Here is a 21,924-nt window from a genome sequence, read left to right on the forward strand (position 1 = left end):
TTATACTCCTTTTTCCATCGCTTCAGCCTGCTCCGCAAGGGTCAGCGCCGAAACGATCTCTTCAATCTCCCCGTTCATCACTTGATCCAGCTTGTGAACGGTAAGTCCGATCCGATGGTCGGTCACGCGGCTTTGCGGGAAGTTGTACGTCCGGATCCGCTCGCTGCGGTCACCGGTGCCAACTTTGCTCTTGCGCTCCCCGGCGTACTTCGCTTCTTCCTCTTGACGCATCATATCGAAGATACGGGCGCGAAGCACCTGCAGCGCCTTCTCCTTGTTGGAGTTCTGCGATTTGCCGTCTTGGCATGTAGCCACGATGCCGGTCGGAATATGCGTTACGCGCACCGCCGACTTGGTGGTGTTAACGGACTGACCGCCTGCGCCGCTGGAGCAGAAGGTGTCCACGCGAATATCCTTGTCATGGATTTCGATGTCCACTTCTTCCGCCTCCGGCATAACCGCCACGGTGGAGGTGGAGGTATGGATGCGGCCGCCGGATTCCGTGGTCGGAATACGCTGCACGCGGTGCGCCCCGCTCTCGAATTTCATTTTGCTGTAAGCGCCGCGGCCGTTGATCATGAAGATCACTTCCTTGAACCCGCCCAGATCGTTGGTGTTGACGTCCATCAGTTCAACCTTCCAGCCCTGGGTATCGGCATAACGGGTATACATCCGGTACAGGTCGGAAGCGAACAGTGCCGCCTCGTCGCCCCCGGCTGCGCCGCGAATCTCGATAATGACGTTTTTATCGTCGTTCGGGTCCTTCGGCAGCAGCAGAATCCGAATTCTTTCGGCCAGCTCTTGCTCGCGCTGGGTGAGCTCCTCGATCTCCATTTTCACCATTTCGCGCATCTCGTCGTCCATCTTTTCGCCCTGCATGGTTTTGGCGGCTTCGAGTTCTTCAGTGACGTTTTTATATTCAACATAAGCCTCATAAGCAGGCTGTAAATCGGATTGTTCTTTGGAATAATCCCTGAGCTTCTTGGAGTCATTAGCGACATCGGGATCGCACAACAGCTCGCTCAACTTCTCATAACGGTCCGCAAGGGATTGTAATCGGTCCAACAAAGGAATTCACCTCTCTAAGATATATTCCTGAAGATATGCCATTTCGCACTCCATTTCGTATGACTCATGAAGTGTAAACGACTTTTTATTTTACCATGAAACGACACGTTTGACTAGCAGGCAGTTGACCGAAGAAAGGGTACTCGCCTTTCCCGTTCGCTTCAAAAAAACCACGGTCCCATGCACAAAGCGACATGGAGCCATGGCCTTTGAAACCTTCATCGATTACACGTTAAAACGGAAGTGCATAACGTCGCCGTCGTTCACGACGTACTCTTTGCCCTCCAGACGAAGCTGTCCGCGCTCTTTCGCGCCGTTCATCGAGCCCGCCGCAACCAGGTCATCGTAAGCAACGACTTCCGCACGAATGAAGCCGCGCTCGAAGTCGGTATGGATGACGCCGGCCGCTTGCGGTGCTTTCGTTCCCTTGCGGATCGTCCAGGCACGCACTTCCTGCACGCCGGCGGTAAAGTAGGTATACAATCCCAAAAGACTGTATGCCGCCTTGATCAGACGGTTCAAACCGGACTCTTCCAGTCCCAGCTCCTCAAGGAACATCGCTTTGTCCTCGCCTTCAAGCTCGGCGATCTCGGCCTCAACCTTCGCGCTGATCGGCACCACGATCGCGTTCTCCGCGGCCGCGAAATCGCGAACCTGCTGCACGTAAGGATTGCTGTCGGCTTCCGCAACGCCGTCTTCGCTCAGGTTCGCCGCGTATAATACCGGCTTCAGCGTCAGCAGGTGCAGATCGCGCACGATCAATTTCTCATCGTCGCTCAGCTCCACGCTGCGTGCCGGCTGGTCGTTGTACAGGGCTTCCTTCAGGCGCTCCAGCAGCTCCACTTCCTGAGCATACTGCTTGTTGCCGCCCTTCATGTTCTTCTTCGCGCGTTCGATCCGCTTTTCGACGCTGTCGAGATCCGCAAGGATCAGCTCCAGATTGATCGTCTGAATGTCGCTGACCGGGTTCACTTTACCGTCGACGTGGGTAATGTTCTCGTCTTCAAAGCAGCGGACCACATGAACGATCGCATCCACTTCCCGAATATGGGCCAGGAACTTGTTCCCAAGACCTTCCCCTTTGCTCGCGCCGCGAACCAAGCCCGCGATATCGACGAATTCGAAAGCGGTCGGTACCGTCTTGTTCGGCTGAACCAGTTCGGTCAATTTGTCGAGGCGCTCATCCGGCACTTCCACGACGCCCACGTTAGGATCAATCGTACAGAACGGGTAGTTTGCCGACTCGGCGCCCGCCTGCGTAATCGCATTAAACAATGTAGATTTGCCAACGTTCGGCAAACCGACGATTCCAGCTTTTAAAGCCATTTATGTGACAACTCCTTATCAGGTTTACTCTTATTTATAAGTATACGAAGCTCGGGATCTATACGCCAAGCCTCTATCACCAGCTAAACAATCTTATTAATTATAGCAGATACCCCATAGACTTCAACACGAATATACTGCCATCGCGAATTCCCGTTCTGCGGTGTTCTGCGCGCTGTTTTAGGCACGAATCAACCGCTTGGTGGACTTCAGGGCCTCGATATTCCCCGCGCCGATACCGAACATGGCCGTCCGCAGCTCCAGCTCCACCTGGGCAAGCCGCTGATCGAGCGCTTCAACCGAATCGACCGCCGAGCCCAGGAGTCCGCGGCCAAAGCCTGCCAGATCGGCGCCAAGCGCGAGCGCTTTGGCCGCATCGACGCCGCTTTGCAGCCCGCCGCTGCCGATCAGCGCGCAGGCCGGCGCGGCTTCGCGCACCTCCGCGATGCATTCCGCGGTAGGATTGCCCCACCCGGCAAAAGCCTCGGCAGCGGCGCGGCGGACCGGATCCGGGCTGCGGAATTTCTCGACCTGGCTCCATGAGGTGCCGCCCGCACCGGCCACGTCGATGAACGCTGCCCCGACGTCCAGCAGAGACCGCGCCGTTTCGCCATCGATACCCCAGCCCACTTCTTTAATCCCGACCGGTATCGAAAGCGTGCGGCACAAATCCTCGACGCGCCCCAGCAGACGGCCGAACCGGGTGTTCCCTTCCGGCTGAAACACTTCTTGCAGCCCGTTTAGATGGAGAACCAGCATATCCGCACCGGCGATATCCACCGCCCGCTGACAATCGTCAAGGCCAAAGCCATAGTTCAGCTGCACCGCTCCTAGGTTCGCGATCACCGGCACGCTCGGCGCGCTCTCGCGCACGCGGAATGTCGAAGCAAGCTCCTCCTTCTCCACCGCAGCCCGCACGGAGCCGACACCCAGCGCCCAGCCGCGCCGTTCCGCCGCTTCCGCAAGACGCATATTGATCTCTCCGGTGGCCTTGCTTCCGCCAGTCATGGAGCTGATCAAGAATGGCGTGCGTACGGAAAAATCAAGAAACGTCGTGTCCAGCTTAATCTCTCCAAAGTCGATCTCCGGCAGTGCGGCGTGACGAAAACGGTAACGTTCAAAACCGGTGGTTACCCCCACGGAGCCCACTTCTTCGTCCAGGCATAATCGAACATGCTCGATCTTCCGCTCGCCGGTGGGCACTTCCGGCATCAGTCTGCCCCCAAATCTTCCTGATCCTCCGCCTGAAACGGTTGCAGGTTTGCCCGCAGTCTGTTCATGTTCTGAGTTCATTCCGTGCCTCCTTATCCGATTCACTCATCCTTAATAAAACCGTATTTAAAGCATATCATTGACGTCGCAGGTTGTCCCAGCTGCATGATATGTACATCCTTTGACAATTTTAATACCGATGCTCTCACGATCTCCCGTATATTCGAAACCCAACAAACCTTCCCAAATAGCATTCTGCCCCGGCTTCCCGGGATCATCCCCAAACGCGGTGCTTGCCGAATTGCATAAACTGGAGTGCGTCAGGGCAGCACTTTCATGTTAATTAACGTTATACGACCTACGAATAGAAAAGATAGGAGGATGGGCGATCTTGGACTTCCGCCATATGTTCCATAACCATAATTCAGCTAAACCACCTGCACCGGGTCCAGGCACGCAGCCCCTGCCAGAAAATCCTCATGCCAAAAGCTCCCGAATGCGAAAAACAATATTCATGGGTCTTGTCCTTCTCATGCTATGGCTAATCGGCGTGATGATCTATCAGACTCATAAACCTCTTCCGAGTGGAATTTCCTATGAAAGTCCAGTCTACCGGAGCGACGTGAAGATGTGGATCGACCTGACCTATCCCGGACCGGACGGTCAGCCTGTCCACGATCAAGAAATCGGACCGCGCATCGGCCAAATTATCGACGAATCGCGAAAATTCCTGGTGATCGATATGTTTCTGTTCAACGGATATGCCCATAAGGACCAAACATTCCCGAAAGTCAGCGAAGAGCTTGCCCGTCGCCTCGTTACCCATAAGAAGAACCATCCCGATATGGATATATTCTTTATCACCGACGAAGTGAATACCGGGTACGGCTCCTATACGCCGCCGGAGTTCGAGTCCATGAAGGCAGCAGGCATTCATGTGATTGTAACTGATGTCAACCGGCTGCGGGACTCCACGCCCGCTTATTCCGCCGTATGGCGCACGTTCATTCAGTGGTTCGGCCAGTCCGGCAAAGGCACGCTCCCCAATCTGATGGCAACCGAAGCACCCGATATTACCGTTCGCTCCTATCTGAAGCTGCTGAACGTGAAAGCCAATCACCGCAAAGTCGTGATCAGCGAGAACACCGCGCTGGTGACTTCGGCCAACATGCATGACGCCAGCGCCTTCCACTCGAACATCGCCTTCGAAACGAGCGGGGACATCATCGGCGATATGCTTGCGGCGGAGCAAGCCGCCGTTAACCTTACAAGCCCGATCAAACTGCCGGAATACGAGCCCGGTTCCAAGCCGGCGGTGCAGCCTTCAGGTCAACCAAACGGCGTCGATGTTCGTTATTTGACGGAAGGAAAAATCTATAAATATGTGCTGGAGGGCATTGAGCAGTCGCAGCCCGGGGACACGCTCTGGATGGGGATGTTCTACCTGGCCGACAGTAAAGTCATGGAACGGCTTCTGCAAGCCTCGGACCGAGGCGTCGACATCCGTCTCATTCTGGATCCGAACCAGAACGCCTTCGGCCGGGACAAAATCGGCATCCCCAACCGTCCGGCTGCCGCCGAGCTCATTCAGAAATCCAAAGGAAAAATCTCCATTCGCTGGTACAACACCGGCACCGAACAGTATCATACCAAGCTCATGTACATTGCCAAACCGACAGGCAAATCGATTATTACCGGCGGGTCAACCAATTTCACAAAGCGGAACCTGGACGATCTGAATTTGGAGAACAATCTGTGGATCGCCGCCCCTCATAATCATCCGCTCACCCGGGATCTGGACCGTTACTTTCATCGGATATGGTTCAACGAAGATGCCCAGTTCAGTCTAGACGTCGACGCTTATCTGGGAAAAACCACATGGATGAAGGACATCCTGTTTAAATTGCAAAAAAGCCTGGGCTTCACTACCTTTTAAAATTCTTACAAATAGATGGAACGAACAGGTTTAGGGAAGCGGCCGTTCCCGGCTTCTTCCGCTGCGTTTACAACAGGGGGGACATCAGCCGGGCAGCGGATTCAAGCAGCCGTGTCATGATTCTCTTTTTGCGGGTATGATGGCGGTCGTACACGATGGCGGATTCCAGGTCATGCTCGAAATCGGATACCAGCTTGCTTACGCTGTCCGTGTGTACGAGCAATGCGTTGACTTCAAAATTAAGATGGAAGCTCCGCATGTCCATATTGGCCGTTCCGATGGTGGCCACCTCGCCGTCGACGATCAGCAGCTTGGAGTGCATGAACCCTTTTTCGTATTCATAGACCCTTACCCCAACATCCAGCAGGGCCGGAAAATAGGAATGGGACGCGAGGAAGGGCAGCCACTTGTCCGGCTTCGACGGAAACAGAATGCGCACGTCAAGACCCGATAAGGCGGCAACCCTGAGCGCTGTAAGAATGTCCTCATCCGGTATAAAATAAGGCGTAGCCAGCCACACCGACTTACGAGCCGACACAATCATGGAGAAAAAAATGTTCTTGAGGGCTCTCCGTTCATTATCCGGACCGCTTGCGATAATCTGTACGGCGCCGCTGCGGTTCTCCAGCAAATCCGGGGAGTAATAGATCGGCTCGTTCGGCTGCTCCCCCGTCATATACTGCCAATCCTGCAAAAATACAACCTGAAGCGTACGGACCGCTTCTCCCCGGACAAGCATATGGGTGTCGCGCCAGAAACCGAATGCTTTGCTGCGGCTTAAATACTCGTCTCCCACATTCAAGCCGCCAACGAACCCGACGCTGCCGTCGATCACGACGATTTTGCGATGATTGCGGTAATTCACGCGGCTCGTGAAGAAGATCGTCTTGGGACTGCCGAACACGGCCACCTGCACGCCCGCATCCCGCATCTCCTGCAGGAAGGAAGGCGGCAGCTGCAGGCTGCCGACGGCGTCCACCATAAATCGCACGGCAATCCCTTGCCTCGCCTTCCGTATCAAAATTTCCTGGATCTGCGTTCCGATCGCATCCGGGCGGTAAATGTAATATTCCATATGAATATGGTGCGCCGCTTGCTCCAGCTCCGCAATCAATGCAGCAAAGGTCTCTTCCCCATCGGTCAGCACCTTCGTGTCGCTTGAGAACGATATCGGCGTGCGCGCAAGCCGGGTGGACAGCTGAAGCAGCTGCTGCACTTCCAGCTTGAAGCAGGAGATGTCGGGTGTGTTCTTGCGCAGGACCTCGCTGGTGTAAACCAGACCGTCCTTCCTCGCCTTTTTATCGTATTTTCTCCGTTTGAAATAGTTCTGTCCGAACAAAAAATAAAAGACGAGCCCGACGATGGGGACAAGCGCCAGCAGCAGGATCCAGGCCATGGTGCTGGAAGGATGGCGATTCTCCATAAAAATCATGAATCCGATGGATACGACGGTCAGCGTAGAGAATATCCCGATAACCGTCCCTGTCGTCTTCCCGAAATAATGCATGCCAAAATAATAAAACGCGAACAATAGCGCGGTGATCAGTACAGCCTCTATTCCCTTTCTCATATCCATTTACCCCTTGTTCTTCATCGTTTCTGTCTCTGTATGCACGATGCTGGTCACACATATTCTACATGATCTCCCCCAGGAACTAAAGACTGTTCTCCTTGGGCCGGCAAGTGCCCGATGTCCCAGAAAAAAGAGATTGACAATGCTGACGCCATTTGATAGAAATATAACTAACGATCGTTAGTTAGGAGGAATTCAATGAGTGCCGCCGACATTAAACAGTCCGCTCTTGCCCACTTTGCCAAAAACGGTTACGAAGGGGCATCGCTAAAACATATCGCCGACGATTGCGGTATCAAGAAACCGTCGATATACGCCCATTTTTCGAGTAAGAAGGATTTGTTTCTGCAAGTGCTCCAGGACGTATTCCATCGTCAGGAGGAAATGATGGTAGCCTATTTCCTTGACCATTCCGATTGGCCGCTGGAGCAGCAGCTGCACGGATTTCTTGAGAATCGTCTCCAAGCTTATCAAATAGATGACGAGGTCCAGTTCTTCATGCGGATGGCCTTCTTCCCGCCTAGCACGCTGTATGACGAAGTGATGGCGATGGTGTATCCGCTGCTGGATCAACAGGAGCAGAACCTGTCGAAGCTGCTTGCCGCGGGCTGCCCGGAGCAGGGCCGCATCATCCGTCATCCGCGCAATGCGGCGATAGCCTTTATGACCTTGGTGGACGGGATCCATCTGGAAACCGTGTACGGCGGGGAAGAACGGGCCTCAAGACGCCTTGCAGCTGCTTGGCCTGTGTATTGGTTAGGGGTAACGAAGCAAAGATATAACCACAAGAGTTAAATCCTGATGGAATGACGCATCCTAAGCAGGAAGTTGTAGTCGAAAGAATTTGTAATGTAAGGTTACCGTTCTTTTCATAAAAGGAGTGACAAACATAATGAATCGCAACTGGGGTTACGTGCTGCTGGCTGGATTGGTTGAAATCATATGGGTGATGGGGTTGAAGCATTCAGCCAACATCTGGGAATGGCTTGGGACCTTGGCCGCCATCGCAGCGAGCTTCTATCTTATTATCGAGGCGGCCAAACGGCTGCCGGTCGGAACCGTATATGCCGTCTTTACGGGGATCGGCACCGCCGGAACGGTCGCGTCCGAAATGCTGTTCTTCGGAGAGCCGTTTAAACTGGTCAAGGTGCTTCTGATCTGCGTGCTGCTTGCCGGCGTCATCGGCCTTAAGCTTGTTACGGCTGATCACGCCGAACCGGAGGTGAGTAAATAATGGCTTGGATTGCGCTTATATTCGCCGGATTATTCGAAATCGGCGGCGTCATCGGCATCAAAGGCGTGTCGGATCGCAAAGGCTGGCGTTATGTACTGATTTTGGCCTTATCATTCGCCGCCAGCTTCTCCCTCCTCTCCTACGCCATGACCGAGCTGCCCATGGGGACCGCTTATGCGATCTGGACGGGTATCGGAACGGCCGGCGGGGCCCTGACCGGCATGTTTCTGTTCGGGGAGCCCAAGGAATGGCGGAGAGTGCTGTTTATCGCCATGATCCTGTGCTCGGCCGTGGGCCTGAAATTGATCAGCTAATATTTTTTCAAGAAAAATCGCAAGTTTTCAGAACCTAACGAAAAGGACGACCGTAGTAAAGTTGAAACGGTCGTTCTTTTTCATATATAATATTTCTTGACCTTATGGTCAATCTAAGAACCGATAAGTTCTCAAGCGAGGTGAGCTATTGATTGGCTGATAAAACGGCAGAAAAACGACAGCAAATTCTCATCACTGCGATGCAGCTGTTTTCCGCGAAGGGCTCTTCGGTTACCTCCATGCAGGAAATCGCCGAAGTATGCGGGATGTCGAAAGGCAGCCTCTATCTTCATTTCAAGTCCAAAGAGGAATTGGAAAAGAGCATTTACGAGCATATCGCAGGCCGGATCAAAGACGAGATTCTCCGGGTCGACCACGATCCGCTGCTAGCGCCTAAGGAACAGCTGCGTAAACAGACGGAAGTGCTTCTGATCCATTTTCTAGAGATCCGGGAATTTCTCCTGAAGCAAATCCATGATCAGATGCCGGGAAAACCGCCTTTTGACAAGGAAAATATGCGGCAGGAGATGCTTGCTGCTTTGCAGTGGTTTAACAATAAGCTGAAAACCATTTATGGACCGGACGTTGAGCCGTATACGATGGAGATTGGCATGTTCTTGGCCAGCATGCTGGGTTCGTATATCCGCTTTCTGTTCATGCCGGGATTTCATTTGAATGTGGGAATCACGGCAGATCACCAGATCCAGCTGCTCGATGATATCGTAGCCAGCATTCTTCGCAGACGTCCGGAGCCGCTGATCCCGATGGAGGCGGTTGGCCAATTGGGCCAATTATGCAAGACCGACGTTCCCAAACAGCGCCATCCGCTGATCGTCATTAAGGCAATGAAAAGCGAGCTGAAGAAGGTTCAGGCCGAGCCGGAAGAGCGGGAAGATGCGATGGAATCCCTCAATATTATGGAGAAAGAGCTGCTTGGCCTCCAGCCCAGCCGGGCCGTTCTGAAAGGAATGCTTGCTAACTTGGAGGGGATCGAGGAAATCGAAGCATTGTATACCGAGCTCAAAGGCACCATTTCGACTGTGCTTGAAAGCTATCTTACGCCCGGCGGCATGATGCAGGGGAATTCGTTCAAATTAGAGACATAGAGTTTGGAGAGGAGAGAGAATCGCCTAATGAAAGGAATTATCAATTTCTCGCTGCGCAACAAGTTTGCGATCTGGCTGCTGACCATCATCGTCAGCTTCGGTGGATTGTACGGCGGACTGACGATGAAGCAAGAAACCATTCCGGATATTAACGTTCCGTTCTTGAGTGTCACCGCCATTTATCCTGGTGCATCTCCCGAAGGCGTTGTGGAGGATGTAACCAAACCGCTCGAGACGAGACTCCGCAATATCGACGGCGTCAAAACCGTAACCTCCACTTCCATGGAGAACGCAGCGAATGTCATGGTTGAGTTTGATTATGGTAGTGATCTGGACAACGCTACGGCGGCTGTTCGCGAAGCCATCAACGAGGTAAAGCTGCCTGACGACGCCCAGAAACCTACCATATCCAAATTCAGCATGAGCTCCATGCCGGTTGTCTCGTTAAGCATTGCTAACAAGGACAATATGGAATTGGATGAATTGACCCGCATCACGGAGAATGACATCGTTCCCGAGCTGGAGGATTTGGACGGGGTTGCTTCCATCCAGGTAGCCGGCCAATTCGTGAATGAGGTACAGCTTAAGTTTAACCAGGACAAAATGAGCGAGCTTGGCCTGACCGAGGATACCGTCAAAGGTATCGTGCAAGGTTCGGCGCTGTACGCTCCGCTCGGCATGTTCGAAATGGAAAAGTCCCAAAAAGCCGTTGCCGTTGATGGCGGCATCATCGGCATCGACGATCTGAAGAATATCGCCATTCCGGTCATTCCGGGTGGCGGCGGGGCGGATGCGTCTGCCGGCGCCGGTGCTCCGAATGCCGGTGCAGGCCAGCAGCAACAGCCGCCTGGCGATGCTGCAGGGGCCGGTCAGCAAGCCGTGCCTGGCGCTGGCGCTGAAGCCGCTGCTGGTGCTGGCGCTGGTGGACAAAATAGTGCTCCTGGTATGCCAACCGGCATTCCAACCGTCAAACTGAGCGAGATTGCCAAAATTGAAGTGATCGGCTCCTCGGAATCCATCTCCCGCACCAACGGGAAGGAATCGATCGGTATCCAAATCGTAAAAGCAAACGATGCCAACACGGTTGACGTCGTGAACCAGGTCAAAGACAAGGCCGAAGAATTGAGAGGCCTGTATCCTGGCATGGATCTGACGATCATGCTGGACCAAGGCAAGCCGATTGAGGACTCTGTCCATACGATGCTTTCCAAGGCATTATTCGGTGCGTTGTTCGCCGTTCTGATCATTATGGTCTTCCTGCGCAACATCCGTTCGACGATTATTTCGATCATTTCGATCCCGCTGTCCTTGCTGATTGCGGTTCTGTGCCTGAAGCAAATGGATATCACCTTGAACATGATGTCGCTCGGTGCCATGACCGTTGCCATCGGCCGGGTTGTCGATGACTCCATCGTGGTTATCGAGAATATTTACCGGCGCATGTCCCTCTCGACCGAGAAATTGAAGGGCCGAGAGCTCATCAGCGCCGCTACGCGCGAAATGTTTGTGCCGATCATGTCCTCCACCATCGTGACCATCGCGGTATTCCTGCCGCTTACATTGGTCAGCGGCATGGTAGGAGAGCTGTTCATGCCGTTTGCATTGACGATGGTCTTTGCCCTGCTTGCTTCCCTGGTCGTGGCGATTACGCTCGTACCTGCCATGGCGCACAGCCTGTTCCGCAAAGGCTTGAAGAACACACATGATCATGAAGAGAAGCCGGGTGCCATGGCCCGCGGCTATCGCTCCATCTTGAAATGGACCTTGAATCACAAAGCGATTACCTTCCTGGCAGCCATCGTGTTGCTCGTTGGAAGCTTGTTCTTGACCAAGTACCTGGGCGTAAGCTTTATTCCGGAACAGGAAGACAAATACGCGATGGTCACCTATTCACCTGAGCCTGGCGTAATGCTGGAGGATGTTGAGGATCGAGCCTTAAAAGCCGAGAAGCTGATCCTGGATCAACCAGGCGTGCAATCGATGCAATACTCCATCGGCGGAAGCAATCCGCTGGGCATGGGCTCCGCCAATTCAGGATTGTTCTACGTTATGTATGATCCGGACACGAAAAACTTCGAAGACGTCAAAAAGACGCTCATCGAAGATCTTGCCAAGGAAGTGCCGGACGGCACTTGGTCCAATATGGACATGGCAGCCGGCGGCTTTGGCGGCAGCCAGCTGACGGTGAACGTCTTCGGCGACTCGCTGGAGCAGATCAAGCCGGTGGCCGATCAAATCGCAGAGCTTGCGAACAAGGATACCGCGACGTTTGAAAATGCGGAAACCAGCTTGTCCGAAGCGTTTGAGCAGTACACGCTGGTAGCCGATCAAGAGAAGCTCAGCTCACTGGGCCTGACGGCCGGACAGCTGGCCATGAAGCTGGCCCCGGTACGGGAACGTCCGGTCTTGACCGAAGTCAAGATCGAAGACAAAACCTACAATGTTTATATTGAAGCGGACAGCAAAACCTATAAGAGCATTAAGGAAATCGAGAACGAAACCGTGACCTCTCCGCTTGGCATCGAAGTACCGATCAAGGATGTGGCCAAGGTGGAAAAAGGAACCACTCCGGATTCCATTACGCGCATCGACGGTAAAATGGTTGTGAGTGTCACAGCCGACATCCTGTCCAGCGATGTAGGCTCGGCTTCGACCAACCTGGAGACCGAAGTGAACAAGCTTGAGCTTCCGGACGGCGTGTCCGTCCAATTCGGAGGCGTCACCGAGCAAATTAACGAAACCTTCGGACAGCTCGGGCTTGCGATGCTGGCGGCCATCGCTATCGTATACTTTGTACTCGTGGTTACGTTTGGCGGGGGACTCGCTCCATTCGCCATCCTGTTCTCGCTGCCGTTCATTGTCATCGGCGCTATCATAGGCCTGCTCGTCACGGGCGAAACACTGAACGTGTCTGCACTGATGGGCGTGCTCATGCTGATCGGTATCGTTGTGACGAACGCGATCGTGTTGATCGACCGCGTGATCCATATGGAACGCGAAGGAATGAGCACGCGCGAAGCCCTGCTCGAAGCCGGCGCTACCCGCCTTCGTCCGATTCTGATGACGGCACTGGCAACCATCGGCGCGCTCCTTCCTCTCGTATTCGGCTGGGAGAGCAGCGCAGGCATCATCTCGAAAGGACTCGGCATCACGGTTATCGGCGGCCTGATCAGTTCGACGCTGCTGACGCTCGTGGTTGTACCTATCGTGTACGAATTCCTGATGAAGTTCAGCAAGAAGAGAATCGAAGATTAATTAGATTAAAATACCAAACGCCCCGGCCTCCTGCATTAGGAGACCGGGGCGTTGTTCTGTCTGGTGACGATGATTATGATGCTGGCGCTAATGCACCAGCATGACTTCCTTGGAATGCTTCCAGGTCTTCAGCATGTTCAGATCCTGTGCGAGGAATTCCTCCAGCAGGCTGAATAACGACTGGTATAGCGGACTTTGCGTGGACCCCTTCAGGTCCTTGCATAGGGATGGCACCCATGACATCAGATGCTCCTCCAAAAATTTCTCTTGTACCTCCATTAATTGCAACATGCTATCTTCACAATACGTATTGTTCAGCATACGGTCATGAAGCAGTGTCATAAATTCCAGTTCAATGGCTATATGATCGTCCGCTTCGCCATGCAGTTTATTAAAGGCAACACCGGCGGATGCATAACACTCAGCCAAATCCTGAGCGCATCCATCCTTCGTATAATGGGATTCCACCGCCTGGCGAGGTTTGGACAGCTGAAGCAGACGACGGTATTCCGCCCCCTCATATTCGCAAATCCGAACCAATTCCTCAGGCGAGCGTCCGCATAAATATTTCATCAGGTCCGTACCGGCCTTCGAACACTCCGCCGCCTTGCTAATTCCGCTCCCGCGGCTCCATTCCGCAATCATAGACAAGCTGGGCCAATTGCCCAAAAAATCAATCAGCAGCTCGTAGACCGTCCCCCGGTTTTCAAGCCACCTGTGACAGACGTCAGGCACCTCCAAAGTTTGAACAGGTGATATCGCCATATCGAACCTCCTATTGGTAACCTTTCTTGTTGGATGTGATATCCTTGACAGTATATCTTAGATGAACGTCTAATGAAAGCAGTTTGAAATGATTTCCGAAAATTTCGGAAAAACCAGGAAACTTTCGGAAATCTAGAATGTCACTACTCGCTTTCAAGGGGAGAAAGCTTTGGTCCACAGGTTCAATATACAGGATTTAGAAAGCGTTTTCTGTGATACTTCTCACAAATCCTTGAACTTATGCGTGCGGCTTGTCCGGCTGACATGACCCTTACAATGCATTGACTCCTGTTCGGGGAATGGCTACAATGTGACCATGCACGCTAGTAAAAGGGGGATTTCCATGATCGAACCGCTTAAAGATTCCTTCGGTCGTGTCCATGATTATATTCGAATCTCGGTGACGGATCGGTGCAATCTTCGTTGTGTATATTGTATGCCGGAAGAAGGGATGGAATTCCAACCTCACGATCAGATAATGAGCTATGAAGAGATCGCCGCGATCATGCGCGTTCTGGCCCCCATGGGCGTCTCCAAAGTACGCCTTACCGGCGGCGAGCCGCTTGTGCGCAAGGATCTGGAAACCTTGGTCCATCAGATTGCTTCCATTGAAGGAATTCAAGATATATCCCTCACCACCAACGGGATCATGCTCCCTTCCAAGGCCCGCCTGCTGAAGGAAGCGGGACTCACCCGCATCAACATCAGCTTGGATTCGCTCCAGGAAGAGCGTTACGCTCGCATCACGCGCGGCGGCCGGGTGCATAAAGTGCTGGAAGGCATTGAAGCCGCCTATGAAGCCGGCCTGAATCCGATCAAGCTGAACATGGTGTTAATGAAGGGCTTCAATGAGGACGAGATTCGCGACTTTATCGCCCTGACGCTTGATCGTCCCCTTCATGTCCGCTTTATTGAATACATGCCGATCGGCCAAGCATCCGATACCTGGCGGGATTCGTACCTGCCGCTGAGCCGGGTAGCCGAAGTGTGCCAAGAGGCCGGCTGGGCCATTCAAGAAGAGCAGGGCCCTTCCGGCAACGGTCCTTCACGCAATATGAAGGTGGTTGGAGCAACGGGAACGTTCGGTTTGATCCATCCGGTCAGCGATCATTTCTGCGATTCCTGCAACCGGCTCAGGCTGACGGCCGACGGCCATATCAAGGCTTGCCTATATTGGTCGGACGAATTTAACGTGCGCCGCGTCATCGATGACCCTTCGGCCGTGGCGAACCTGTTCCGCAAAGCGCTCGGCGCCAAGCCGCTGAACCATGAAATGGCGCTCGCGCTGGAGAAAAAGGCCCAAAGCCATACTCCTACGGCCCGGCGCATGTCGCAGATCGGCGGATGAGCTTCTGCTCAGCGCATGAGAGCAGAATCAGCATAACCAAAGCAAACCGCCTTTATATACTAGAAAGCCCCGCCAAGTATTCAGATGGCGGGGCTATTTTTATAGGATGCGTGCAGGGGACCGATCATTCTTCCGTATTCAGCAGACCGCCTGCGGCCTCGTAATCCCCGGGCGTGTTCATGTTAAATAAGATTCGGCGCGGATCAAGGCCGGTAACCTCCGCTAATTCCTCCTCATTCGAAAAGACGGCATTCAGCTCCTGCACCCACTCCACCATGCGGAGCTGCCCCCGGATCAGCCTGCGCTCAAGGCTTTCCGCGGTCTCTCTGCGATACGCTGCCAGCAGCGGGTGCATCCTTCCTTCCACGACCGGGATTACGGCCTCAGCCGTGTCCTGCTTGTTCGCCAGATCCAGCAGCCCCTGGAGAAACCGCTCGTGGATATAAGGCATATCGCAAGCTGCGACCAGGTTCCATGTGCTCCGGGAAGACTTCAGGGCGGCGTGAAGGCCCGCCATCGGACCTTGTCCGACATAAAGGTCGGGGACGCATTCCAAGCCGAGGAATTGATAAGGTTCCGGGTCATTGGCAGACAGGATCACCCTTCCGCTGACTTTGTCCAGCGCGTGGACCGTCCGTTCAATCAAACTCATCCCCTCCATGGGCAGCAGCGCCTTGTTTCTCCCCATTCTCCGGGAGGCTCCTCCAGCAAGGGCGATGCCCGTCACTTGACCCGATGGCAGACGTACATCTTGGGAGTGAACGCTCATATGCTCCACCAGCCTTTCTTCATGTTATAAAAAATCGGATTCAGTTTATAGGTTAATATCCAGAATAATGGAAAATCATTTAAAAGATGGTTTGTATCCCTTTTCAATGCGTGATACATTGAAAGGAAAGCGGCTTTTTTCTTATACCGCGATTATGGATTGTATTCGGTTTGAAAGGAATGACCTACTTGCGGAATATGGACAATGCTCAACCTTCGCTGACATCGCTCAAGCTGTTCAACTTCTTCATTTACGGAACCATGGTCATCTTCACCGGTTTCTTCCAGTTGTATTTGCAAGATATCGGCATGAGCAAAATCGAAATCGGCAGCCTGATGGCGATTGCGCCATTTGTGTCCATCTTCGCCAATCCGTTCTGGGGATTCTGGAGTGACCGGGCGGCCAACATCAAACGCGTGCTGCTGATCATGATGACCGGTACGCTGCTGCTGGTTCAGCTTGTTTTTCAGGCGAATACCTATGCAATGATATACATGACGATGATTTTCTTTTATTTTTTCCAGACGCCGATGTTCTCGCAAACGAATTCGCTCATTCTGACCTATATTGATGGAACCCAGCAAAAGTTCGGCTCGTTCCGGCTGTGGGGCTCGCTCGGATGGGCGCTGACGGCCATCGCTGCCGGGCCTGTCATCGACCGGCTCGGCTCGGGACGCATCGCCATCGTGTTCTCGATCATGCTGCTGGTGGCGGCCGTGTTCATGTTTACGCTGCCCTCCATTCAGAAAACGGCTGCATCGGCATCGGTCAGCCTCAGGGGACTCAGCAGGCTGTTCCTGAACTCCTATTTCGTCTGGTTCATCCTGTTAGGCATCATGGTATCCATCCCGAACACGGCGAACAATACCTTTATGTCCCTATACATTCTGGAGCTGGGCGGGTCCAAGCAGACGGTCGGCCTCGCCATCTTCTTCTCATCGATATTCGAAGTGCTGGTCTTCATTCTGTTTGACCGCTTCCTGAAGCGGAAAATCAACGTCCTGGTCGGCTGCCTGACGATTGTCAGCCTGCTCTTCGCGCTCCGCTGGCTGCTTATGGCCGAAGCCAACAGCCCGCTGGAGGTCGCCTTCATCCAGCTGCTGCACTGCGTTACCTTCGGCGGCTACTTCTATGTCGGCGTTCAGCTGACGATGCTGTTTGTTCCGACGCCGTACCGCGCCTCCGGCCAAGCGATCTATACCTTAAGCTGGAGCGGCATATCCGGTGTCATCGGCGGCCTTGCCGGCGGCTGGATGTTCCAGAACTTCGGGGCGCAGGCCATGTACCGGACCGGTACGATGCTCGCCATCGTGGGCGCCATCGGCTTTGGCTGGATGTGGTACAACCTCCGCAGGCACGGATACCAGCCGCTGCACCCGGACGATCCCGAAGAGGACGAGATCGAGGAGTACGCTGCGAGTTAGCGCGCAGTTATCTCCCGTACGATTTCACTTCCAAGATGATATCACCGTAAATATAACAAGACTCGAATGAATCCTGGAACGGAATCTTCGAGTCTTGTTTACGTTTAGGGGCCAGGTCGACCTGATCAGCGCCTACCCGTGCCCTTTTTTTATTCTCTGGCTTGTTTAGTTCTTCGGAAGCTGGAACGAGCTCTTCAGGGAAACCACGCGGTTAAATACCGGACGTCCTGGCTGCGAATACTTCGAGTCGACGTTGAAATATCCGTGGCGGAAGAACTGGAACTTGTCCTGCGGCGCAACATCCTTCATATTCGGCTCCACGAAGCCTTGCACGATTTGCAGCGAATTTGGATTGATGTCGTCCAAGAAGGACTTCTCGGCAGCTGCCTCCTCCGCTTCGCCTGCAACCTCGTGCACCAATTCCGCTTCTTCGTCTTCGTCCTTGAACAGCGGCTCGAACAGACGGAATTCGGCAGGCACGGCCTGCGTGGCCTCCACCCAGTGAATCGTCCCCTTCACCTTGCGTCCGGTAAAGCCGCTGCCGCTCTTCGTCTCCGGATCGTATGTGCAGTGAATCTCGACGACCTTGCCGTTCTCGTCTTTGATCACGTCATTGCACTTGATGAAATACGCATGCTTCAACCGGACCTCATTGCCCGGGAACAAGCGGAAATATTTGCTCGGCGGATCTTCCATGAAATCCTCTTGCTCAATGTAAATCTCGCGCGAGAACGGAATCTGGCGGATCCCCATCTCCGGATTCTCCGTGTTGTTCTCGGCATCCAGCCATTCGACCTGACCTTCAGGGTAGTTCGTAATAACCACCTTCAGCGGGTCCAGCACGGCCATCGTGCGGGGCGCCTTCAGCTTCAGGTCTTCACGGATAAAGTGCTCCATCACTTGGCGGTCCACCGTGCCGTAAGCCTTCGAAATTCCCGTCTCGAACACGAAATTGCGAATGGCTTCCGGCGTATAGCCCAGACGGCGAAGTCCGGAGATCGTCGGCATGCGCGGGTCGTCCCAGCCGTCTACGATGTTCTCGTCCACGAGCTGTTTCAGCTTGCGTTTGCTGGTGACCGTCTGCGCCACGTTCAGACGCCCGAATTCGTACTGACGCGGCGTGCTGTCCATCTCGCATTCCGCCACGACCCAATCATAGAACGGGCGCTGATCTTCAAACTCCAGGGAGCACAGGGAATGCGTAACCCCTTCGATGGCATCCTCCAACGGATGGGCAAAAGCATACATCGGATAGATGCACCACTTATCCCCTGTATTGTGATGGTGCGCGTGGGAGATCCGGTAGATGACCGGATCCCGCAGATTGATATTCGGGGAAGCCATATCGATCTTGGCGCGCAGCACGCGTTCGCCGTTGGCGAATTCCCCTTTGCGCATCCGCTCGAACAGATCCAGGTTCTCTTCCACGCTGCGGTCCCGGTATGGACTGTTCTGTCCAGGCTCGGTCAAGGTTCCGCGCGTTTCGCGGATTTGGTCAGCGGACTGGTCGTCCACGTAAGCCTTCCCTTTCTTAATCAACAGCACCGCGCGATTGTACATCTCTTCAAAATAATCGGACGCGAACCGCAGCTCTTCCCAATCGAAGCCAAGCCACTTCACGTCTTCCTTGATGGAGTTCACGTACTCGATGTCTTCCTTCACCGGGTTCGTGTCATCAAACCGCAAGTGTGTCCGTCCGCCGAATTCATCGGCCAGCGTAAAATTGATCCAAATGGCCTTGGCATGTCCAATATGCAGGTAACCGTTCGGCTCCGGCGGGAAACGGGTAACGATCTCCTTGACTTTACCGGACTTCAGGTCTTCGGTAATAACATTCTTTATGAAATTGGAGGGGGTGCCCCGATGGTTCTCCACGTTGATCAACCTTTCGTCCTGTAATTTCTGTCTATCTCCTGTATAAACGTGTTTCTCTTAAATATACCTGTAATGACGCGATTGTTCAAGGAATTCGGCACTCCCGCGCAGTAAGCCCGCGACTTGGGACAGGGGGGCCGGCAGGCAATAACTACAAGTCCTCAACCTGTTTGCAGAGGCTCCTCCCTTAGCCGGATATAGCGGCGAAAATCATTTTGACGGGGGCTTTTTAATAGGGTAGCATGGAGAGAAAAACAGTTGAAGGAGGCCGGCGATCATCTTATGAAACCCAGCAAATTTCCAAAGGAACAGCGCGAACAGCTGATTGAATTGGTGCAGGAATACTTTGAAACGGAACGCGGCGAAACCCTCGGAAATCTGGCCGCGGAGAGTGTTCTTGATTTTTTCGTGGAGACCTTGGGGCCTCATCTATACAATCAAGCGCTCAGCGACTGCCGAACGGTTTTCAATCAGCGCATGATTTCCCTGGAAGAAGATATTTACGCATTGGAGCAAAAAGTGAAGCGAACTCGTTAGAGGTACATATACTTTATACTTCGCAATGGAGAACAAAGGAGATACCGTATGTTTGGATACACATTGGACGATCATGTTGAATTGCGCCCGCTTGCCATCGAACATGCACGGGCGATGTTCGAGATTACCGACCGGTCGCGTGACCGTCTCCGCAAGTGGCTTCCGTGGGTGGATGCCGTCACCGAGGTTAACGATACCCTCAACTATATCAAGGGTGCCATGAAGCAAGCAGCCGACAATGGCGGCTTCTCGGCAGGCATCTGGGTGCGCGAGGAGCTGGCGGGCACGATCTCGTTTCACGAGATCGATTGGAACAACCGCTCGGTCGGCATCGGCTACTGGCTGGATCAGCATTTTACGGGGCAAGGCCTGATGACAAGCGCGTGCCGCGCGTTCACGGATCACGCGCTGATGCGCATGGGCCTGAACCGGGTGGAGATTCGATGCGCAACGGCTAACCATCGCAGCCGGGCGATTCCGGAACGTCTGGGCTTTGTCCTTGAGGGAGTCATACGGGAAGCCGAGAAGCTGCCCCAAGGCTATGTCAACCATGCGGTCTACGGCATGATTCAGAGCGAATGGAAGCGGATGAGGTAACGCATACGGTTTAGCTTCGCCGGTACTGGCATTTTCTATCATCCCAATAAAAAAACGGCTTGTATCCTACCAAAAGGACGCAAGCCGTTTTTGTTGTCCGTATGTGTTCTAGAACGCGGGCGAACCTTGGCTTAGAGCTTGGCAAGAGTCCGCGCGACTTCAATCCTGACGGCTTCGAAAGGTCGCCAGCCATGTCCTGAATTGCGACTTCAAGCTTGAGGCGAGTTCGTCGATCTCCAGCATGCGCTCAAGCCCTTGTTCATCCTTTCGCCCGTCCTTCATCATGCGAAGCACTTCCAGCACCGTGATGCCGGAAGCTTGGGAATCAAGCCGGGTAACGGGGGAGTCTGCGCTGACCTTTCCTTCCTCGAGCACGCGGAAATAAAAACCGCTGTAACCCGTGTTCAGCACCCTTGCCGGCATGTCCTTGACGCCATGCTTTTGCGACAGCTTAAAGCAGGGATATCGGGGCTGGCTGACCTGCAGCACCGCCCCCCCTATCCGGTATACATCTCCAATGCAGACTTCATCCTCCAGCAGCCCTCGCAGCGTCAGATTTTCGCCGAATGCGGCATACGTCATCGGTTTGCACAAGGACCGTTCCCAGTACGGATAATGCTCCGAAGGGTACGCGCACACCGCCTTATCCAAGCCGCCGTGATTGATGAGATCGGCTTGGCCGTCCCCTTCGAAATTCAATGAACTTAGGAACAGGGGACCTTCCACAGGCTGCTTATAAATTCCGGTAGACAGGTCCTTCCCTTGGTAATCCACCGTTACAGGCTTTCCAACGTTCAGCGATACAATGCCCATGGTCATGGAAAAACAACCTCCGCTATCTTTCTTTTCATCTACTATATGCAATCGGGTATGCCCTTGTCCAGAAGCCGTTTCAGTGGGAGGACCCCAAAAACAAAAAGGCCAACCAGACAGAACTCTCTGGTTGACCTAATCATACGAACAGCCCGGCAAAGCCGCCGGACTGTTCAACCCTATGATCTCATTTCTTTTGCATCCGTGAACCGGACCAGGGCGATATCCTGAGGGGAATCATGATAAGAAGTAACACATTAAAATATCATCAACGTAACGTCCATCCACGTAGAACTCCCGAATCAGCCGCCCCTCTTCCTTAAACCCGCAGTTTCTGTAAAAGGAGAGCGCGCCCGGGTTGCTGGACAGCACCCGCAGCCTCAGCTTCGCAATGCCTTCCACCCGCGCCATATCCTTCGCCGCCTCGATCAGCCGCTGTCCGATGCCCTGCCGCTGATGGGCAGGGTGGACCGCGATGTTCAGCTCGAGCACATGGCGATTGCTGTTAAGGCCTGTGGGCGAACGGAAGCCGACGTAACCGCACAGCTCCCCCTCGTGCAGCGCAACAAGCTGCGTGCCTGGCGGGCACTGCAGAAGATAATGGTCCCGCGAGCTCCATTTCAGGGGCTCCGGGGCCGTATTGCGATCCCATACCAGTTCGTCGAGTTCCATAAGCGCAGCGGCATCCTTCATTTCCGAGAACCGGATCGTCACTGTCTCTTGACGGGTCTTCATCGACATCCCTCGCTTCGATAACCATTCCCTTCATTAT

Annotated in this window: 19 protein-coding genes; 10 read left to right on the forward strand and 9 right to left on the reverse strand. The window is 53.7% G+C overall.

Going from position 1 to position 21,924, the window contains the following annotated elements; genetic code table 11:
- The 3 genes from prfA to fni all read right to left on the reverse strand — a co-directional run bounded on the left by prfA (position 1) and on the right by fni (position 3,687).
- A complete protein-coding gene (prfA, locus tag AC3RCL_RS29795) occupies positions 1-1,068 on the reverse strand; it encodes a peptide chain release factor 1 (protein WP_452518987.1) in 1,068 nt (355 codons plus the stop codon).
- Between the two features lie 225 nt (positions 1,069-1,293).
- Positions 1,294-2,394: a redox-regulated ATPase YchF gene (gene ychF / locus AC3RCL_RS29800; RefSeq protein WP_090909881.1), complete on the reverse strand. Its 1,101-nt coding sequence runs from the start codon at positions 2,392-2,394 to the stop codon at positions 1,294-1,296.
- Positions 2,395-2,574: 180 nt separating this feature from the next.
- On the reverse strand, positions 2,575-3,687 hold the full coding sequence (gene fni, locus AC3RCL_RS29805; RefSeq protein ID WP_192570389.1) for a type 2 isopentenyl-diphosphate Delta-isomerase: 1,113 nt from the start codon (positions 3,685-3,687) through the stop codon (positions 2,575-2,577).
- A gap of 325 nt (positions 3,688-4,012) precedes the next feature.
- Here fni and AC3RCL_RS29810 point away from each other — a divergent pair, with 325 nt between their 5' ends.
- A complete protein-coding gene (locus AC3RCL_RS29810; RefSeq protein ID WP_492536495.1) occupies positions 4,013-5,542 on the forward strand; it encodes a phospholipase D family protein in 1,530 nt (509 codons plus the stop codon).
- A gap of 67 nt (positions 5,543-5,609) precedes the next feature.
- Here AC3RCL_RS29810 and cls read toward each other — a convergent pair whose 3' ends face one another.
- Positions 5,610-7,112: a cardiolipin synthase gene (gene cls / locus AC3RCL_RS29815; RefSeq protein ID WP_492533570.1), complete on the reverse strand. Its 1,503-nt coding sequence runs from the start codon at positions 7,110-7,112 to the stop codon at positions 5,610-5,612.
- A gap of 201 nt (positions 7,113-7,313) precedes the next feature.
- Here cls and AC3RCL_RS29820 point away from each other — a divergent pair, with 201 nt between their 5' ends.
- The 5 genes from AC3RCL_RS29820 (at position 7,314) to AC3RCL_RS29840 (ending at position 13,024) form a co-directional block, all read left to right on the forward strand.
- Positions 7,314-7,910 (forward strand): TetR/AcrR family transcriptional regulator, encoded by a 597-nt coding sequence (locus AC3RCL_RS29820; RefSeq protein WP_213580673.1) that lies wholly within the window; start codon positions 7,314-7,316, stop codon positions 7,908-7,910.
- Positions 7,911-8,007: 97 nt separating this feature from the next.
- Positions 8,008-8,349: a DMT family transporter gene (locus tag AC3RCL_RS29825; protein WP_096775844.1), complete on the forward strand. Its 342-nt coding sequence runs from the start codon at positions 8,008-8,010 to the stop codon at positions 8,347-8,349.
- On the forward strand, positions 8,349-8,663 hold the full coding sequence (locus tag AC3RCL_RS29830) for a DMT family transporter (RefSeq protein ID WP_009594524.1): 315 nt from the start codon (positions 8,349-8,351) through the stop codon (positions 8,661-8,663). Before AC3RCL_RS29825 ends, AC3RCL_RS29830 begins: the two co-directional genes overlap by 1 nt.
- Before the next feature lie 152 nt (positions 8,664-8,815).
- Positions 8,816-9,769 carry a TetR/AcrR family transcriptional regulator gene (locus AC3RCL_RS29835; protein WP_492533573.1) on the forward strand — a complete coding sequence of 318 codons (954 nt, stop codon included), beginning with the start codon at positions 8,816-8,818 and terminating at the stop codon, positions 9,767-9,769.
- Between the two features lie 27 nt (positions 9,770-9,796).
- On the forward strand, positions 9,797-13,024 hold the full coding sequence (locus tag AC3RCL_RS29840; RefSeq protein ID WP_492533575.1) for an efflux RND transporter permease subunit: 3,228 nt from the start codon (positions 9,797-9,799) through the stop codon (positions 13,022-13,024).
- Between the two features lie 87 nt (positions 13,025-13,111).
- Here the strand turns inward: AC3RCL_RS29840 and AC3RCL_RS29845 are convergent, their stop codons facing one another.
- Positions 13,112-13,789 (reverse strand): TorD/DmsD family molecular chaperone, encoded by a 678-nt coding sequence (locus tag AC3RCL_RS29845; RefSeq protein ID WP_492533577.1) that lies wholly within the window; start codon positions 13,787-13,789, stop codon positions 13,112-13,114.
- A gap of 343 nt (positions 13,790-14,132) precedes the next feature.
- Between AC3RCL_RS29845 and moaA the strand changes: the two genes are divergently transcribed.
- A complete protein-coding gene (gene moaA / locus AC3RCL_RS29850) occupies positions 14,133-15,137 on the forward strand; it encodes a GTP 3',8-cyclase MoaA (protein ID WP_192570385.1) in 1,005 nt (334 codons plus the stop codon).
- Between the two features lie 124 nt (positions 15,138-15,261).
- Here moaA and mobA read toward each other — a convergent pair whose 3' ends face one another.
- Positions 15,262-15,906, reverse strand: coding sequence for a molybdenum cofactor guanylyltransferase (mobA, locus tag AC3RCL_RS29855; protein ID WP_492533580.1), 645 nt, complete (start codon positions 15,904-15,906; stop codon positions 15,262-15,264).
- Positions 15,907-16,094: 188 nt separating this feature from the next.
- Here mobA and AC3RCL_RS29860 point away from each other — a divergent pair, with 188 nt between their 5' ends.
- A complete protein-coding gene (locus tag AC3RCL_RS29860; RefSeq protein WP_452518977.1) occupies positions 16,095-17,330 on the forward strand; it encodes an MFS transporter in 1,236 nt (411 codons plus the stop codon).
- Positions 17,331-17,495: 165 nt separating this feature from the next.
- Here AC3RCL_RS29860 and AC3RCL_RS29865 read toward each other — a convergent pair whose 3' ends face one another.
- Positions 17,496-19,214: a glutamine--tRNA ligase/YqeY domain fusion protein gene (locus tag AC3RCL_RS29865; RefSeq protein ID WP_096775839.1), complete on the reverse strand. Its 1,719-nt coding sequence runs from the start codon at positions 19,212-19,214 to the stop codon at positions 17,496-17,498.
- A gap of 273 nt (positions 19,215-19,487) precedes the next feature.
- Here AC3RCL_RS29865 and AC3RCL_RS29870 point away from each other — a divergent pair, with 273 nt between their 5' ends.
- Both AC3RCL_RS29870 and AC3RCL_RS29875 read left to right on the forward strand, forming a co-directional pair.
- Positions 19,488-19,742 carry a DUF2164 domain-containing protein gene (locus AC3RCL_RS29870; protein ID WP_492533582.1) on the forward strand — a complete coding sequence of 85 codons (255 nt, stop codon included), beginning with the start codon at positions 19,488-19,490 and terminating at the stop codon, positions 19,740-19,742.
- Positions 19,743-19,790: 48 nt separating this feature from the next.
- Positions 19,791-20,339 carry a GNAT family N-acetyltransferase gene (locus AC3RCL_RS29875; RefSeq protein ID WP_009594522.1) on the forward strand — a complete coding sequence of 183 codons (549 nt, stop codon included), beginning with the start codon at positions 19,791-19,793 and terminating at the stop codon, positions 20,337-20,339.
- Positions 20,340-20,498: 159 nt separating this feature from the next.
- Here AC3RCL_RS29875 and AC3RCL_RS29880 read toward each other — a convergent pair whose 3' ends face one another.
- A complete protein-coding gene (locus AC3RCL_RS29880) occupies positions 20,499-21,158 on the reverse strand; it encodes an MOSC domain-containing protein (protein WP_492533584.1) in 660 nt (219 codons plus the stop codon).
- A gap of 231 nt (positions 21,159-21,389) precedes the next feature.
- Positions 21,390-21,887, reverse strand: a complete 498-nt coding sequence (locus AC3RCL_RS29885) for a GNAT family N-acetyltransferase (protein ID WP_015737774.1) — start codon at positions 21,885-21,887, stop codon at positions 21,390-21,392.
- Positions 21,888-21,924: the final 37 nt, after the last annotated feature.

The organism is Paenibacillus sp. MT86, assembly GCF_058792535.1.

Excerpts from the sequence above, each read along its gene's own strand:
- moaA (WP_192570385.1), top strand. The coding sequence starts at position 14,133 with ATGATCGAACCGCTTAAAGATTCCTTCGGTCGTGTCCATGATTATATT.
- cls (WP_492533570.1), bottom strand. The coding sequence starts at position 7,112 with ATGAGAAAGGGAATAGAGGCTGTACTGATCACCGCGCTATTGTTCGCG.
- AC3RCL_RS29840 (WP_492533575.1), top strand. The coding sequence starts at position 9,797 with ATGAAAGGAATTATCAATTTCTCGCTGCGCAACAAGTTTGCGATCTGG.
- AC3RCL_RS29825 (WP_096775844.1), top strand. The coding sequence starts at position 8,008 with ATGAATCGCAACTGGGGTTACGTGCTGCTGGCTGGATTGGTTGAAATC.
- AC3RCL_RS29820 (WP_213580673.1), top strand. The coding sequence starts at position 7,314 with ATGAGTGCCGCCGACATTAAACAGTCCGCTCTTGCCCACTTTGCCAAA.
- ychF (WP_090909881.1), bottom strand. The coding sequence starts at position 2,394 with ATGGCTTTAAAAGCTGGAATCGTCGGTTTGCCGAACGTTGGCAAATCT.
- AC3RCL_RS29810 (WP_492536495.1), top strand. The coding sequence starts at position 4,013 with ATGTTCCATAACCATAATTCAGCTAAACCACCTGCACCGGGTCCAGGC.
- AC3RCL_RS29885 (WP_015737774.1), bottom strand. The coding sequence starts at position 21,887 with ATGAAGACCCGTCAAGAGACAGTGACGATCCGGTTCTCGGAAATGAAG.
- AC3RCL_RS29880 (WP_492533584.1), bottom strand. The coding sequence starts at position 21,158 with ATGACCATGGGCATTGTATCGCTGAACGTTGGAAAGCCTGTAACGGTG.
- AC3RCL_RS29845 (WP_492533577.1), bottom strand. The coding sequence starts at position 13,789 with ATGGCGATATCACCTGTTCAAACTTTGGAGGTGCCTGACGTCTGTCAC.
- fni (WP_192570389.1), bottom strand. The coding sequence starts at position 3,687 with ATGAACTCAGAACATGAACAGACTGCGGGCAAACCTGCAACCGTTTCA.
- AC3RCL_RS29830 (WP_009594524.1), top strand. The coding sequence starts at position 8,349 with ATGGCTTGGATTGCGCTTATATTCGCCGGATTATTCGAAATCGGCGGC.
- AC3RCL_RS29875 (WP_009594522.1), top strand. The coding sequence starts at position 19,791 with ATGTTTGGATACACATTGGACGATCATGTTGAATTGCGCCCGCTTGCC.
- AC3RCL_RS29870 (WP_492533582.1), top strand. The coding sequence starts at position 19,488 with ATGAAACCCAGCAAATTTCCAAAGGAACAGCGCGAACAGCTGATTGAA.
- mobA (WP_492533580.1), bottom strand. The coding sequence starts at position 15,906 with ATGAGCGTTCACTCCCAAGATGTACGTCTGCCATCGGGTCAAGTGACG.